Source organism: Shouchella oshimensis (genome assembly GCF_004375095.1).
Taxonomy (GTDB): domain Bacteria; phylum Bacillota; class Bacilli; order Bacillales; family Bacillaceae_D; genus Shouchella; species Shouchella oshimensis.
Window position 1 is genome coordinate 480,537 of the sequence record NZ_SNUX01000002.1, and the last position, 15,166, is coordinate 495,702.

General features: G+C 40.2%; 15 protein-coding genes, 1 pseudogene and 1 riboswitch. Of the genes and pseudogenes, 8 read left to right on the forward strand and 8 right to left on the reverse strand.

Features of this window, described 5'->3' with window-relative positions:
• Window positions 1-2 precede the first annotated feature (2 nt).
• Complete coding sequence (locus E2L03_RS08500; RefSeq protein WP_134258933.1) at window positions 3-1,205, forward strand: glycoside hydrolase family 5 protein; 1,203 nt, start codon at window positions 3-5, stop codon at window positions 1,203-1,205.
• A gap of 78 nt (window positions 1,206-1,283) precedes the next feature.
• On the opposite strand, the gene E2L03_RS08505 is transcribed toward E2L03_RS08500, so the two are convergent.
• Entirely contained in the window at window positions 1,284-1,739 is a 456-nt protein-coding gene (locus tag E2L03_RS08505) for a VOC family protein (protein WP_134258934.1), read from the reverse strand.
• A gap of 389 nt (window positions 1,740-2,128) precedes the next feature.
• Entirely contained in the window at window positions 2,129-2,821 is a 693-nt protein-coding gene (locus E2L03_RS08510; RefSeq protein ID WP_134258935.1) for a metallophosphoesterase family protein, read from the reverse strand.
• Between the two features lie 184 nt (window positions 2,822-3,005).
• Between E2L03_RS08510 and E2L03_RS08515 the strand changes: the two genes are divergently transcribed.
• Window positions 3,006-3,992: an aldo/keto reductase gene (locus E2L03_RS08515; protein WP_038476725.1), complete on the forward strand. Its 987-nt coding sequence runs from the start codon at window positions 3,006-3,008 to the stop codon at window positions 3,990-3,992.
• Between the two features lie 318 nt (window positions 3,993-4,310).
• Window positions 4,311-4,421, forward strand: a riboswitch (TPP riboswitch).
• Between the two features lie 227 nt (window positions 4,422-4,648).
• A complete protein-coding gene (locus E2L03_RS08520; RefSeq protein ID WP_134258936.1) occupies window positions 4,649-5,890 on the forward strand; it encodes an HAD-IIA family hydrolase in 1,242 nt (413 codons plus the stop codon).
• A 282-nt stretch (window positions 5,891-6,172) separates the two neighbouring features.
• On the opposite strand, the gene bla is transcribed toward E2L03_RS08520, so the two are convergent.
• Window positions 6,173-7,081 (reverse strand): class A beta-lactamase, encoded by a 909-nt coding sequence (gene bla, locus E2L03_RS08525; RefSeq protein ID WP_134258937.1) that lies wholly within the window; start codon window positions 7,079-7,081, stop codon window positions 6,173-6,175.
• A gap of 124 nt (window positions 7,082-7,205) precedes the next feature.
• Here bla and E2L03_RS08530 point away from each other — a divergent pair, with 124 nt between their 5' ends.
• Entirely contained in the window at window positions 7,206-8,954 is a 1,749-nt protein-coding gene (locus E2L03_RS08530; protein ID WP_134258938.1) for a BlaR1 family beta-lactam sensor/signal transducer, read from the forward strand.
• Complete coding sequence (gene blaI, locus E2L03_RS08535) at window positions 8,955-9,332, forward strand: penicillinase repressor BlaI (protein ID WP_134258939.1); 378 nt, start codon at window positions 8,955-8,957, stop codon at window positions 9,330-9,332.
• 152 nt (window positions 9,333-9,484) lie between these two features.
• On the opposite strand, the gene E2L03_RS08540 is transcribed toward blaI, so the two are convergent.
• The 3 genes from E2L03_RS08540 to E2L03_RS08550 form a co-directional block, all read right to left on the reverse strand.
• Window positions 9,485-9,673, reverse strand: a complete 189-nt coding sequence (locus tag E2L03_RS08540; protein ID WP_166740238.1) for a hypothetical protein — start codon at window positions 9,671-9,673, stop codon at window positions 9,485-9,487.
• Window positions 9,674-9,850: 177 nt separating this feature from the next.
• Window positions 9,851-10,036 carry a hypothetical protein gene (locus E2L03_RS08545; RefSeq protein ID WP_134258941.1) on the reverse strand — a complete coding sequence of 62 codons (186 nt, stop codon included), beginning with the start codon at window positions 10,034-10,036 and terminating at the stop codon, window positions 9,851-9,853.
• Window positions 10,037-10,155: 119 nt separating this feature from the next.
• A complete protein-coding gene (locus E2L03_RS08550) occupies window positions 10,156-11,478 on the reverse strand; it encodes a peptidoglycan-binding domain-containing protein (RefSeq protein WP_166740239.1) in 1,323 nt (440 codons plus the stop codon).
• Window positions 11,479-11,716: 238 nt separating this feature from the next.
• On the opposite strand from E2L03_RS08550, the pseudogene E2L03_RS08555 reads away from it, so the two are divergent.
• Window positions 11,717-13,180, forward strand: a pseudogene (locus E2L03_RS08555) (IS1182 family transposase).
• Between the two features lie 18 nt (window positions 13,181-13,198).
• On the opposite strand, the gene E2L03_RS08560 reads toward E2L03_RS08555, so the two are convergent.
• On the reverse strand, window positions 13,199-13,447 hold the full coding sequence (locus E2L03_RS08560; RefSeq protein ID WP_134258943.1) for a glutaredoxin family protein: 249 nt from the start codon (window positions 13,445-13,447) through the stop codon (window positions 13,199-13,201).
• Between the two features lie 488 nt (window positions 13,448-13,935).
• Complete coding sequence (locus E2L03_RS08565; RefSeq protein WP_134258944.1) at window positions 13,936-14,097, reverse strand: YvrJ family protein; 162 nt, start codon at window positions 14,095-14,097, stop codon at window positions 13,936-13,938.
• Between the two features lie 146 nt (window positions 14,098-14,243).
• Here E2L03_RS08565 and E2L03_RS08570 point away from each other — a divergent pair, with 146 nt between their 5' ends.
• A complete protein-coding gene (locus E2L03_RS08570; protein WP_166740240.1) occupies window positions 14,244-14,798 on the forward strand; it encodes a sigma factor-like helix-turn-helix DNA-binding protein in 555 nt (184 codons plus the stop codon).
• Window positions 14,770-14,985, forward strand: a complete 216-nt coding sequence (locus E2L03_RS08575) for a hypothetical protein (RefSeq protein ID WP_134258946.1) — start codon at window positions 14,770-14,772, stop codon at window positions 14,983-14,985. Before E2L03_RS08570 ends, E2L03_RS08575 begins: the two co-directional genes overlap by 29 nt.
• The last annotated feature ends 181 nt before the right edge of the window (window positions 14,986-15,166 follow it).

The window sequence follows — 15,166 nt, forward strand, 5'->3', positions numbered from 1 at the left end:
GAATGACTGACATGCAAGCTGAAAATGAGCATACGGGGGTAGAGCTAAAAAAGGTTATACGCACTACCATCCAAACAGGGGATACACCGTTTTTAAAAACCGATGGGAAGAAAATGCGGAATGAGTTTGGTACTGGTGAGGAAGTCATTTTACGTGGAACAAATGCTGGTGGTTGGCTGGTTATGGAGAACTGGATGTCACCAACAAACGCACCTGATCAAAAAACCGCAATGGATACCCTCACTTCACGCTTTGGTGAAGAAACAGCTTGGGAGCTCTTAAACCTTTTTCAAGATACGTACTGGCAAGAAAGTGATTTTGATCGCATTAAAGCGAAGGGGATGAATGTCATCCGGCTTCCCTTCACTTATTTTGAAATGTTGAACGATGACGGTAGCCTAAAAGCAACTGCTTTTGAGCGAATGGATTGGTTTATAAATGAAGCGGAAAAACGAGCATTGTATATTATTTTGGATATGCATGGCGCGCCTGGCTCCCAAAATGGAAAGGACCATTCTGGCGACACACGGTTCCCTGACGTAGGGAATTTATATGGGAACGCTGAGAATATGGATCGGACTGTCTTTTTATGGGAACGTATTGCAGAACGATATAAAGACCATCCATGGATTGCTGGGTACGATTTACTGAACGAGCCTGGCGGTGCAAGTGGAACGGAACAGTTTGACTTTTATGATCGCCTTTATCGAGCAGTTCGCAGAAAAGATCCAGATCACATCATTATTATAGAAGCGATTTGGGACCCGATGGACCTTCCGCACCCTGACTTGTACGGTTGGCAAAATGTTGTCTATTCGTACCACTTTTATGGGTGGGACGACATTAACAACCTCGACTATCAGAAACAATTTGTGGATTCAAAAGTGACGATGGTCAATGAATGGACCAATTACCCTGTCCCTCTTTTAGTTGGAGAATTTACATTGTTTAGCAACCTACAGAGTTGGGATTACGCGTTACGGGTGTATGATGACCAACGATGGAGTTATACAACTTGGACATATAAGGTAACCGGTCAAGGAAGTAGCTGGGGCATGTACACGGGCAATCCGCTGGAAGTTGATATTTACTCCGACAGTGAAGCAGACATTAGAAGAAAATGGGCAACATCAGCAACGGAAACCAGTTTCACACGCAATGATCCTATTGTAGATGTTATTCAAAATTATACAAAACGCCCATAGCGTGAAAAAAGAGCAGTCGCCTAGGCAACTGCTCTTTTTAGTAGTCCTTATGAAGCTTATTCAATTCACGTGTCTACGCTAGCGGTTTTTTCGAAGCCAGTCACTTAAATACATTCGTTCAGTCAGTTCCCTTTTGTTATCAAGTTTACAAATCAATTCTAAACTGTTACCGTCAGGGTCATTAAAATGAATTTTTGCATGTGCATATCCTTTTTGGGGCATGACAAATGGCTCGATTGGTTCAAATCCAAAGGCTTCTCTTGGTTTGTAACCTCGAGTATGTAGCCAATTAACTGACTGCATTAGGTCGTCTAACGATACTTGGAATGCTATGTGTCGGATAGAAGGATGATACTCATAATGGACTTCTTTTGTTTGCCATAAACCTAACCAACTTTCATTCTTTACAATCCATAAAAAAGCTAGTTTATCTTCAACAGTATGATCCAGTTCAAGTCCTAAACCTACATAAAATTCAATTGAATTCTTGATGTTACTCACAGGTAGATGTGCTTCATACAAACCTTTAATCATTCTAGAACCTCCGTTTCGTTGTGTTGTAGATGTCTAATAAAACTATAATGGAAATGCCAGTTAATCACCTCAAACATAAGACACACACAGTCTACAACTTTAGTCATAGAGTACAACACGATCAACCAAGCCTAAAAGATGTAGGGTCAAATACCCTATTTAAACGAAAGCGCAGTACGACCAAAATGTAGATATTCTTTCAGGTTAACTAGCTTCATTAGTAGATTGCTCTGTAAAATGATGATGAACTAAATGAGGTTTATAAGACATATAAACTATTTTTTTATGAAAAAGTGAAGCCGATAAGCGTATCCTTATTTTAGTTTAATTTCGTAGTTCTCTAATATTAGAGCACCCGTAAGTTGAAATAAGACATTTAGAATTGTATTTTACGGACCTTCGTAAGGAGGGTTTTCAACATGGTCAGCAAAATCTTCTTTATAGGGGCAACCATCCAACAATATCTCTTTTGCTGCAACCTTAAAATCATATTTAGTGATCTTTAAATTATATTTATCTGCGTCAATTAACAACCAACAGGCTCCTTTGGCTCTGCTCTGTAATCCTACACTGCCAGCGTTAATGACTTTTTTATCGTAAATATCTCTTTTAAATTGAATGTGGGTATGACCACAGATGATAACAGTTTGATTTACATTTTTAATCATCTCAAAGACTTCATTTTCAGGAGTATCTAACCTGATAGCCTCAGTATCGCTTCTAGGAGAGCCATGTATAAATAAATTATTACCTTCTACATGTGAAAATTTAAATGAACCTAACCATTCAAGTTGCTTAGTTGATAGTTGCTCAACACACCACTCATTTAATTCGTCAACCATATTTTCTACTCGTTTTTGGTTTTTATAGTGTTCAAATAACTCCCGATCGCCATTACCCATAATAAAGGTAAATTCGTTTTTATATGCAAACAGTTTGTCTATGACTTTCTTAGGTTGTGGACCCCAAGCCAAATCACCACCAACAATGACTTTATCTACGTTTTCATTTTCAATTTCTTTTAAAACAGCTTCTAACGCTCGATCATTACCATGTATATCATATAGTGCAGCTATTCGCATTTTTAGTCACCTTCTATCTGTTTTTATACTAAATAGTTCTACAAAATAGTATTGTTTACCTGTAACATTATCTTGCCTTGTTCATCCTACGCTTTTAAAGGAAGAAATATCTAGCTTATGAGAGGTTTAAACCTCAAGATGAACGGTAAAAGATGCATATGAATGAAACGGAGGAGAATGACATATGGATCACATAAACGAATTACTGACTCAAAAAATAGGACTTGGTACAGCACCCCTAGGCAATATGTTCCGGGAAGTGCCAGAAGAAGAAGCCCAAGCGACAATTGAAGCAGCCTGGAATGCAGGCATTCGTTATTATGACACCGCACCATTTTACGGGGCAGGTCTGGCCGAGCTTCGTTTAGGGAAGTTTCTCTCCAAGCAAAACCGAGATGACTATGTTTTAAGCACAAAGATCGGTCGCGTCATAGAAGATGAAACAGAGGAAAAAGAAGGTCTCTTTACGAATGGTCGAACGAACAAAATCACAACCGACTATTCGGCAGAGGCTACGCACACTTCCATTGATCAAAGCATGGAAAGACTGCAAACAAATCGTCTGGACTTTGTGTTCGTGCACGATTTGTCACCTGATTTTCTCGGGGACGAATGGATTGCCAAATTTGAAGAAGCACGAACAGGTGCATTCCTTGTTCTTGATGACTTAAAGAAACAAGGTGTCATAAAAGGTTGGGGTCTCGGTGTAAACACAACCATCCCAATTGAGCTTGCTCTTCAACTTGAACAAGTGCATCCAACTATTAGTCTACAAGCAACCCAATATACCCTTCTCGATCATGAAGACACATTGCGCCGAATGATGCCTGAAGTCGAGCAATCAAATTCAGCTATTGTGGTAGGTGCACCGTATAGCTCGGGCGCCCTTCTTGGTGGAGATCACTATAACTACGGGGAGATCCCAGGAGACGTTCAAATAAAAATAAACAAACTAACAGAAGTAGCAGAGTCTCACGGCGTCAGCCTAAAAGCAGCAGCGCTCCAGTTCTCAACAGCACATCCAGCTGTCGCTGCGGTTATTCCGGGCTCAACGCGACCTGATCGCATTAAGGAAGACCTCGACGCGTTACAAGAGACGATCCCAGAAGCATTTTGGCAGGAATTAATTGAAAAACAACTCATTTCAGCGGTTGCACCATTGCCGTTGTAAAGGAAAAAGACATTCAGCACACGCTGGATGTCTTTTTATCTGAAAAGAACGAGTCAAAACTAAATAATGAGGTAGGTGGACTGTATCGAACAAATAGAAGTTATTTAGAATGGATCGATATTGATTGGTGCAGTTATTATTTGGACTGTTTTATTTCCGTTTGTGAATAATGAGTGAGAGCGGAGAAGTATTGGGGAAATTGATGTAATATTTTAACAAAAAGTACGCAATTGGATTTCAAAATTCGTAGATTCTTCAATTTATTTATGTTACTCTTTAGATGAAAGGGAATATTATTAATTTTTTATACAATAGAATAACTATTACTAGGGGTGCTTTTGTGTTAAAAGCTGAGAAAAGGCTAAAAGTCTTTAACTCTTTGAACCTGATCTGGTTTATACCAGCGGAGGGAAGTGTTGAGCATCAAAATTTTTTGAATGCTATTATTTGTTAACAAAAAACCACTTCCAAATCTGGAAGTGGTTTTTCATTTTATAGGAGGAGTGATAAGGAATGAGTCAAGGTGAAAAATGCAAACATACATTTAACCAATGGAAAAATGAATGGGACTCCCCTCCCTTCGTTCTGTATCGATCAATAAAACCAGCACAAGAGTAAATCGTGAAGTTTCTTAGCTGTTCAAAGGAGAGGATCGTATGATTGTTGATGAATTTGATGTATTTTTCTTTGATTTAGATGGAGTGATATATATAGGGTCCGAACCACTTCCAGAAGCAGTAGAAACACTGGAACGTCTTCGGCGGGATCGAAAGATGATTCGTTTTCTAACAAATGATCCCTGTACAACACGAAAAAAAACAGTAAGTCGGTTAAATCGTTTAGGAATAGAGGCAAGTGACGAAGAAGTGATTACATCAGGTTGGGCGACTGCGCAATATTTACAGAAAGAAAAGATTAGAACGGCACTTGTTTTAGGCGATGAACATTTAAAATGGGAGTGTCAACAGGTTGGTATTACGATTGACGTCCAAGATACCGTTGATGCCGTTGTTGTCGGGTGGGATGGTGATGTGTCTTTTCATGACATCCAATTAGCAGCGCGGTGCATTCATAAAGGTGCAACATTTGTTGCGACCAATCCAGATAGAACCTATCCGACTCCGGAAGGTCCGTTACCTGCAGTTGGAGCTATGGTAGAAGCCATTCGCGTATCAACAGAGAAGAGGCCTATCATTGTAGGGAAACCATACCCTTATATGTTTGAAAAAGCGATGGCGGATTTTTCTTCATCCGATAGAATAGTAATGGTTGGTGATAATCCATATACTGACGTGTTAGGAGCACATCAGTCAGGGATACCAACCATTTTAATATCAGATCAAGAGACAACTAAATTTCCGTCTGCTAGAGATTTCCGAAATCCTGATGTGACGATACCGAATTTAAAATGTTTATTTGATCGTAAGATTGAAATTAAGCATTGGATTTCTCCTTCCTTTTCTTGGCCAGATCATATAAAAGCGGGAGTAGCGGGCATTATTTTTGATGAGAAGCAGCGCGTTCTCCTCATGAAGCGTGCCGATAACGGTTTATGGGGAATTCCTTCAGGTCATGTCGAACCAGGAGAAACTGTTGAAGAGGCGATCATTAGAGAAATTAGGGAAGAAACGGGTTTACAAGTTAAAGTGAGTCGATTAATTGGTGTTTATTCTGACCCAGCTTCTCAAATCTTTGAATACCCCAACGGAAAGGTGAGTCACTTTATTACAAATTGTTTTGAATGTGAAGTTGTGGGGGGGAATTTAATTAAGGGAAATGAAGAAACATTAGATGTGCGTTACTTTGATTGCAATCAGTTACCTGATGATCTTTTGCTGATGCATCCAAGATGGCTTGAAGATGCATTAGAAGAAAGACAGCTGTCTTATATTCGTTAAGAAACGCAAAGCTTTGGGATGCTAGAAATTGGACTGGATAGTGAAAGAATATCCTAAGGTTAATTAAGTGAACTAAGTAGGGATATCTTTCATTATCAAACAAAAGTTGCCGATTTTTAGTTAAGCGTAATGGTTCATTCTTATGAAGTACCTTTTAGGAAAATACAGTCTTGAAAAAACACGCCATCAACAGGCGTGTTTTTTCAATAATTTAACGTCTTCTCGTCCATTTAAAAGCGGTGTAGGACTGGTCCGCTGAACAACAAACAAGTTAAGCTACTCTTAAGGCGTTTGGCTTGCTCCATACTCGAAATCGTCCATCAGCATGCGCAATGCAGCTTCAGTCGCGTCGGCAATTAGCGCATCATCGGACTCAGCATCTGCTTGTTCCTTGCTTGATAACACAGCGATTACAATTGGATCTTCATCTGGTGGCCAAATAATGCCGATGTCGTTTCGTGTTCCGTAGGAAGCAGAGCCGGTTTTATCGCCGACAAGCCAACCTTTAGGAACACCGGAACGGATGAGTGCTTCGCCTGTGGTGTTATGAATCAGCCAGTCGTTTAACAGCGTTTGTTTTTCTTCGTCAAGTGCATCTCCAAGTGAAAAGGCATAGAGGCTTTCCGCAAGAGCCTTAGCTGTGCTTGTATCGCGTGTTTCTCCAGGTTTAACATCATTTAGTTCCGTCTCCATTCGTTCTGGTTCCGTCACTTCATCTCCAATTTCTCGGAGTGCCTCTTTAAACCCTGATGGACCGCCAATTTCATTGAAAATAAGATTAGCCGCTGTATTGTCGCTGTAGCGAATCGAGGCATCGCTTATTTCGTGTAGACTCATACCTGTCTCCACATGCTGCTCAGTAACCGGACTATATGTAACAAGGTCAGCTTCGGAAAACAGAATCTGCGTGTCTAACTCGTCAAGGCAAAGCTGTTGTAACAGCACGCCAACCGCCAACGCTTTGTGGGTCGAAGCATAGGCAAAGCGTTCATCCTCGTTGTATGCGATGGTCTGTCCATTACCCGTATCAAGTGCATACACGCCTAAGCGTGCATCATAGTGATCTTCAAGCACGGAAAATACTGCTGCACTGTTCTCATCATCTGGTTGCTGTTGCTCGGTTGTCTCAGGTGTTCCGCAAGCAGCTAATACGGTTAATGTAAAAATGGCTCCATATCTCTTCAATGTCAATCAACCTTTCGTTATTAAGATTACAACTGTAGTCAATATTACAAATGTAATCTAATTCTGTCAAACGATTTTTATTCGTGTTATGATAAACGAAAAACGAAACAAGTGGAGGAGCGTATAACGAATGCTTGTGACACTTCTAGTGCTAACGTTGCTCATTAGCGCACTTTTTCTCGTTCGTCAGGGTATGAAACTAGTGCGACTACCGGCCATTTGGTTGGATCGTTTCTGGTCTCTTCTCTTTGTAGTGCTTTTGCTCCCATTTCTCCCCCTTCAAACCGTTCCTTTTTTTGCTGGAGAGACGAGGGGAGTAGAGCAACGTCCTCAACTTCCTGGAGAAGCGCAACTGACAGAAGCAACAAACATGACGATTTCTGACTTTAGCGTGTCTGTTACTAGGTTTGATTTAGGCTGGCTTGAGTCTGGTTTATTCGTGGTTTGGCTTGGAGGAATCGGATTTGGGTTGTGTCTTATTTTGCAATCCCTCTTTAAGCTAAAAACAATAATTGCTAAGGCGAGAGCTGTAAAGGACTCACGGTTAACGATCGCTTATGACGCCTGTGTCAAGGAGCTAGGACTTAAAAAGAAACCACGCCTATTGGAGTCAGGCTCAATCGAGTCACCCGTAACATGCGGAATTCTCCGTCCTTATCTCCTTGTTCCGGAAGGTTTGTATAATCTTTTTTCTACCGATGAGATTCGTTACATGTTCCTGCATGAACTAAAGCATCATCAGCTGCACCATCCTCGGATAAATGCGACCGCGCTCTTATTTCAAATCGTTTATTGGTTTCACCCGCTCGTCTGGCTCGCACGAAAAAAGATGGTAATGGACCGAGAGCTTGCCTGTGACGCAGCTGTTATTGAAACAATCGGCATGCGCGAGCGCAAAGCCTACGGGAGGACGCTGCTTAAGTTCATTGAGAAAAAACAATCCCATTCGTCGCTTGAACTCGGTGTTGGCGGGACGAAGAAGCAGATTGAGACACGCATTTATTCTCTTATTCACTACCGCAGTTCTTCTAAAAAAGATACGGTCAAAGGCAGTCTTATTTACACGCTCGTAGTGTTGTTCATTGTCCTGCAGACGCCATGGCTTGCTTTAGGAGCGGCAGAGGAGCAAAGGTATTCATTTGATCACTCAAATGCCAGCTATGAGGAGCTGACTTCCTTTTTTGCTGATCATGATGGAAGCTTTGTGCTCTACAGCGCTAGAGAGAATCATTATTTCATTCATAATCGAGCCGGAAGTGAGCAACGCTATTCACCGAACTCCACATTTAAAATCTATAGTGCCTTGATCGGGCTTGAAGAAGGGATCGTTCAGCCAGATACCGTCCTCGCTTGGGACGGGACAGCACACGATTACCCTGAATGGAATCAGCAACAAACCCTCAATAGCGCGATACAGTATTCGGTTAACTGGTATTTTGAAAAAATAGAAGCAGACATGTCACTTAACCAGATGATGACTTATATCAACGAGTTGAATTACGGCAACAAATCGATTGAGGGACCGACGCCAGTTTGGCTCGAATCTTCGCTAACCATTTCTCCGGTTGAGCAAGTTGAGTTGCTACATCGGTTGTATAGGAACGAACTTCCGTTTCAAAGGGAATCCGTCACGGCGGTTAAAGACGCGCTCTTGCTTGAGCAAACGGGTGAAACCGCATTTTATGGCAAAACAGGGACTGGTGTGGTGAATGAACGGGCTGTGAACGGTTGGTTTGTGGGTTTTGTGGAAACGACAGACGATACGCTGTTTTTTGCCACGCATCTAGCTGGTGATGAAGAGGCTACGGGACAAAGTGCGGCTGATATAACCCGAGCCATTTTAGTAGATAAAGGAATTCTAACAGGGGGATTGGAGTAAATGAGTAAAAACATGCCGAGCATTTCAGATGCAGAGTGGGAAGTGATGAAGATACTCTGGAAAAATCCGCCGAAAAGTGCAAGTCAAGTCGTGACAGAGCTCAAGGCGCTCGTTGACTGGAAGCCCAAAACAATCCGCACGCATCTTGACCGTTTAACCAAAAAAGAGATTATCAAAGTGAATCGAGATGAGCGGCTTTACACGTTTACGCCACTCTTTTCAGAAGATGAGTGTAAGCGGGCAGAAACCAATTCGTTTATTAAACGTGTTCATGACGGCACAACAAAGTCGATGATGCTACAATTCATTGAAGACGAAACCCTCACAAAAGAAGATCTACAGGAGCTTCGATCCTTGCTTGATGAAAAGCTAGATTAAAGAAAGAGCTGCAAAGGCAGAAGCATCTGCCTTTGCTTTTACCAATGGAGAATAGCACCAATCCATCCGCGTCAATTTTATAGCGTAAAGACGGTAAAGTGTATTGAATACGGAAAAAAAACAACCAATCGGTTGGTATCAATCGTACTCATTTATTTCTCTGAAAATTTCTTACCTCTGTTTTTGTCAACGGCTAAACGCAATAAAACGAAAAGGACACCAACGCCAATCCCAATAGCGGTATAAGCCATAACGTTTCCAACTGTATACTCATCAGAAACTAGAAAACCAACACCGGTAAATACAATAGCAAATGCAACAAGTAATACTGTGATTTTCATTCCAGCGTTCATCTGGAACACCCTTCCATTATGTTGTAATCTTATATGATGGATTCCCAATAGTCGCAAAATAAAACATAAGGGGAATATTCCCCATTGACTCTTGGACCAATTGCAACGCTCAGGGATAAAAAACATGAGGAGCAAGTCTCCTCATGTTTAACTATATTGTAAAAGTTATCCTTTTTTCTTGGTGGTTGCTTTTTTCCTGAGGTGCTCGATTGAATAAAAAATGAGGATGGCTATAATAATTCCCCCTATCGAAGAGATAATTTCCCAAACTTCCCATCCAAGAAGAAATAAAATAATGCTTGCAACAATCAACAAAATAGCAAAAATTAAAATTTGTTTTGATAATTTCATGCGAGTAACCCCTTTCGAGATTGTTGTGTATTCATTTTCCCTTTTCAAAAAAATAAAAACCTACGATCTGATCTAAAACATGAAAAGTGGGCTAAATATACTAGCCCACTTCACAAAGTTTAACCGATAATCAGTTCGCAAACAATTGTACCAATTGCCACACCAATTACAGCACCTAAAGCAATTCCAAGAAATCCTGTACTAACTACGATCCCAGCAGCGGCGAGTCCTTTCGCTGTATAAGACCCTAAAATTCCGGCACCGATCTCGCACCCTTTTCGAATAATAATATCTGTCAGGCTTTCTTGTACAGTGAAGCTTGAAGAATTCGCTTCATCAAAAGCATCTTGGAAAATTGTTAATAACGCAAGGTCTTGATCTGCGAGGTCAACTGCCATTTCTTCAACACTACTTACGTTCTCACCCTCTGCATCAAATGTCTTCATAGTAACCATATCAGTATGAAGATCACCGAAAACATCAATAACAGTAAAGTTTAGTAGCTCGTCATCTTCTGAAAATGTTGCGATTACCTGAATGTTAGGAGTGTTGGTATAGTTGAGAATAAGAGCGACTACATCAGTTTGATCTGTTTCAGCAATTGGTTCACTGTGAATAGTAACAGCTGCAATCTCATCAACAGATTGGTTAATTTCATTCTCATAACCAGTGTTGTTTTCAAGAATATCTAATAGTTCATTTGCTCTGGCATCGCTTAACTGCTCGTAACCCATCTCCATACCATTTAGAGCTTCGCCTAATTCATCATTAGGCATAAGTTGAGTAGCTTCAACATCTAGTAATCGCATTGTTCTGGGACCCGCTACACCGTCAACCGCAAGGTCGTTCTCTTCTTGGAAATCACGAACTGCTTGTTCAGTTTGTGAACCATAATTCCCATCGATACCAGCGCTCATCTCATGGCCTGCATCAATTAACTGAGATTGTACCATCCGAATAACACTCGTATATATTGTACCACCGGTTCTTTCACCACCTACATAGTAGACGTTTAGTGCTTTATCAAGAGTGTCAAAAGTTACAGCGCCAGCATATCCATCAGCTTGTATAGCATTGTGAGTTTGGAATGTACGGACACCTTCTGTAGTTTCTGGGCCATAGATTCCATCGATTCCAACATTAATGGTAAATCGGTTAAGAGCTTCTTGTAACATTCTAACCCCAGCACCTTGTTCGCCACCAACCCAACTATTTACGGAGATTAAACGGGCTTGTGTTGCTGGACCTGCAATGCCGTCGACCACTAAATCGCTATGTTTGCCTTGAAATGCTTTTACAGCATCTTCTGTTTCCACATCAAATTCACCATTATCTTCGTTACTAGTTAATACGCTACCGTCATCTCGAATTAAATGTCTTTGTAACGTCTGAACCCCTCTACCTCGGTCACCTTTGCGTAGTACTGTTTGTTCAAAAGCCATTTCCATTTCCCCTTTGTTAAAAAGATTTTTTGTTTCTTACTATATAAAGGGGATTTGGGCTAATTTAAACAACCAGTCCTTTAAAAAAGTTTTTATTTATTCCCTAACAAATAAATGTTGGTACAAAAAAGACAGTCAAATTATATTGACTGTCTCAGTTTGTCGACAAAGTCTTGATTCATCGAGACAGTCGGCAAGCTTTTTTGTATACTTAAAGAAAAAAGTGAGGGGACCGCTTATGTTAAAGAAAAATCTTGAAGATAAACGAATGGTGATGGAGATGGTATGGATTGAAAAACTCGTTCCTGAAGATCACCTCGTGCGTCAAGTAGACGCTGCGCTTGACTTCGACTTTATCTATGAAGCGGTCAAGCCTTTGTATTCGGAAGTAGGTCGACCGAGTATTGATCCGGTCGTTTTATTTAAGCTTGTTTTTGTCCAATATTTATTTGGGATTCGTTCCATGCGTCAAACCATTAAAGAGGTCGAAACAAACGTTGCCTATCGCTGGTTCTAGGTCTTGGTTTTGACGATAAGGTACCTCACTTTTCAACGTTCGGGAAGAACTATGAACGACGGTTCCGTGGAACCGAGATCTTTGAAACTATTTTTTATCGTATTCTGAAACAAGCAATGGACGAAGGGTTTGTTGACCCAAATGTCATGTTTATTGATGCCACACATGTTAAAGCGAACGCAAATAAGAAAAAACATGTGAAACAAACCGTTCGCAAAGAAACAAGATCTTATCAAGAAAAAGCTCGATCGTGAGATCAATGAAGAGCGAGTCAATCACGGAAAAAAAGCCTTTTCCTCTTTAGACAACCGTTAAGGAGAAGGAGGTTAAACAAAGTGCGACCGATCCAGAGAGTGGCTATATGGTCAAAAGTGAACGAGAAAAAATGTTTGGATATGGACTACATACGGCATGTGATGCCAATGGGTTTGTGTTAGGAACGGTGGTTGAACCAAGTAACAAGCATGATAGTCAAGTCTTTGATTCCTTATTTGACCAGCTTCTCCATAAAATTGGGACGCCACAGGCCATTGCGGTTGATGCAGGATTCCAGCGATTGCCAACCGTCTTCAAGAAGAACACATTCATGCCGTTATGCCCTACAAACGCCCGATGACACCTCCTGGTTACTTTCGAACACATGATTATGTCTATTATGAGTACTATGACTGTGTTCTTTGCCCGAACAATGCCGTCCTCTCTTATCGCACAACCAACCGAGAGGGGTATCATGAATATGCAGCCAATCCAACGGTATGTCGTACCTGCCCGTTTTTAAGCCAATGTACGAAAAGCCAGACACACCAAAAGGTTGTGTTTCGCCATATATGGCAAGAAGCTTTAGATGAAGTTGAACATGCACGCCATACAGAACAGAATAAAGAGATTTACGCGAAGCGTAAAGAAACCATTGAACGGGTCTTTGGTGATCTCAAAACCAAGCATGGACTACGCTGGACTCTCCTTAGAGGAAAGGAAAAAAATACAGTGCAGGCGATGCTTGTTTTCGCTGCGATGAACTTTAAAAAATTAGCGACCTGGAGTTGGCGCAAGCGGAAAAAGCCAACTCCTCGTAAACAACTGCCTGTTTTTGCGCTATATTTAATAAAGAATACCAACAAAAGCCGATTGAGTTCACTTTCAATCGGCTTTTGTCTACGGTCTGAGACAGTCAAATTATATTGACTGTCTAGGGTATATAATTTATTTAGAGGTATATTTTTCTCTGAGATATTTTTTCAATTTGGGAGTGTTCCCCAAAAATACCTTCTCTTCGTCGGCCTCTTTAATGACAATAAGAGGGTAACCTGATCCTTTGCGCTCAATAAATTCGTTCATGTTCTTTTCAATTTCGAGAGGTTTTTCATTGTAAGCAATTCCGTTTTTATTTAACCACATTTTTAAGAGCTTACATGGGGGACAGCCATATTTCGTAAAGACATCAATGCTCATAAAAAATTCCTCCTTTATAATACAAGAGGGGTATCCTAATAAAAAACAACCGATATCAATAATTACTTAAAAATAATTTATATTCAAAGTTATAAGAAAAAGGAGAATGGACGCATCCAATCCCTTCTAATGTACGCCGAAGCTGTATATCGCTATTAATTAAAGTTCATCATCTTTAATCAAATAAATCAAACAAAAGAAAAGCAATCACCCGTGTTTTTTTGCATTATAACAACTCTACGTAACTCCTCCTAATCAATCCGCTTTTAATCCTTACATGAGTGAGCTGTCCTGGGTATCATAGACTGTGATGTGCCATGAAATCTGTCTGTTTTGCACCTCTTGTCCTTTTACATAGCGCGCGTGCATTTTGGCATTTGCGCCGATAGTCGTATTGGCTGTTTCGTGAATCGCAAGATAAGATGGTATAAGAGCGGTCTGCGGTCGGTTCGTATTTGTTTCTGGGATGAATCCTTACTTTAATTCCATTATTTATTACCTCTATCTCGATGCGCACTTCGTTCTAATTCTCGTATGGCATCCGTTAAGTTATCAATTCGCTTTTCAAATCGAATAAGCAAATAAACGGCCACAAGTGTGGGAAAGCCAAAGTTTCCGAGCAATATTGCCCAATTTGGTAAGTTTTCCATGTCCATTCCCCCTTTAACTTAGAAAGAGGATGAGGATCAAAAAAAACAACCTACTGATCAAAATTACTTCCTTTAACTGGTTGTTTTTTCGTATTTTGTTTCTCTTTTATATGGAGAGGTGTTTAAAAAAAAGAAGGGGTGCCAATATGAAAGAGCACAAAAAGCTACTTGAGGATCGGTTACTAATGTCTTTTTATGAGGACCCAAGTAATAGGGCTTTATTTAAAAGAAAGCGATATGACACGCGTGCTTCACAAGTGTTGGATGAGAGGTTTAAATTATATTATCTAAAGGCGCGGATGGTAAGTTATACAGACAAATTAACACGTCATTACAGTAGGGAATTTGATAAACAAAAACGATTTCAACGCAATCAACTCCATTTAGATACTCCACAAGAAAAGGGCGAAGATCTCACAGCTATCTCACTTATTCCTGATAAAGATATTACTACTGACGATGCTGTTGTAAAAGCCATCCCTGATATCCTACCTACTGAAACATTACAGAAAAAATACCACGAACTTAGTGAAGAAAAGAAAACCATCTTAACATATTTCGTATTTGATCGATTGAACAATAAAGAAATAGCAGCTGAAATGGATTGTAGCCCTCAAAATGTTTCAAAATTAAAAATAAAAGCACTAAATGAATTAAGGAGTGTAGAGGCGAATGAACGAGATAAAGAGACAAGCTTTTGAAGAGATTCTAATTGAGATGGACCAACGTATTATATACAGTTTGAATGAAACACCCATTCAGGAACGAGAAGATCTAAAGCAAGAGATCTATAAACGACTACTTGAAGCGCTTGAAAGAATGGAAGTGGTATCACTTGATACATTCATTGAGCGTAAAATTCTTGAGGAAGAAGTGAACGAGGGATAGGACAATATACTACTGAAGAAGCCTAACCATTTATACGGTTAGGTTTTTTATACGAATCAACTCTAATGCTGTGCGATTCCAGTTGCTTTACTTTTTCTTTGACAGTCTCTACTTGATCTTGTGAGTATGGAAGAAGAAGATTACGATAATAGTGATCTTATTATTTGAATTTGGAGAAGAA

Excerpts from the sequence above, each read along its gene's own strand:
- E2L03_RS08505 (WP_134258934.1), bottom strand. The coding sequence starts at position 1,739 with ATGATTAAAGGTTTGTATGAAGCACATCTACCTGTGAGTAACATCAAG.
- E2L03_RS08570 (WP_166740240.1), top strand. The coding sequence starts at position 14,244 with ATGAAAGAGCACAAAAAGCTACTTGAGGATCGGTTACTAATGTCTTTT.
- E2L03_RS08550 (WP_166740239.1), bottom strand. The coding sequence starts at position 11,478 with ATGGCTTTTGAACAAACAGTACTACGCAAAGGTGACCGAGGTAGAGGG.
- E2L03_RS08545 (WP_134258941.1), bottom strand. The coding sequence starts at position 10,036 with ATGAAATTATCAAAACAAATTTTAATTTTTGCTATTTTGTTGATTGTT.
- E2L03_RS08530 (WP_134258938.1), top strand. The coding sequence starts at position 7,206 with ATGCTTGTGACACTTCTAGTGCTAACGTTGCTCATTAGCGCACTTTTT.
- E2L03_RS08500 (WP_134258933.1), top strand. The coding sequence starts at position 3 with ATGACTGACATGCAAGCTGAAAATGAGCATACGGGGGTAGAGCTAAAA.
- E2L03_RS08575 (WP_134258946.1), top strand. The coding sequence starts at position 14,770 with ATGAACGAGATAAAGAGACAAGCTTTTGAAGAGATTCTAATTGAGATG.
- E2L03_RS08560 (WP_134258943.1), bottom strand. The coding sequence starts at position 13,447 with ATGAGCATTGATGTCTTTACGAAATATGGCTGTCCCCCATGTAAGCTC.
- E2L03_RS08520 (WP_134258936.1), top strand. The coding sequence starts at position 4,649 with ATGATTGTTGATGAATTTGATGTATTTTTCTTTGATTTAGATGGAGTG.
- E2L03_RS08565 (WP_134258944.1), bottom strand. The coding sequence starts at position 14,097 with ATGGAAAACTTACCAAATTGGGCAATATTGCTCGGAAACTTTGGCTTT.
- blaI (WP_134258939.1), top strand. The coding sequence starts at position 8,955 with ATGAGTAAAAACATGCCGAGCATTTCAGATGCAGAGTGGGAAGTGATG.
- E2L03_RS08540 (WP_166740238.1), bottom strand. The coding sequence starts at position 9,673 with ATGAAAATCACAGTATTACTTGTTGCATTTGCTATTGTATTTACCGGT.
- E2L03_RS08510 (WP_134258935.1), bottom strand. The coding sequence starts at position 2,821 with ATGCGAATAGCTGCACTATATGATATACATGGTAATGATCGAGCGTTA.
- E2L03_RS08515 (WP_038476725.1), top strand. The coding sequence starts at position 3,006 with ATGGATCACATAAACGAATTACTGACTCAAAAAATAGGACTTGGTACA.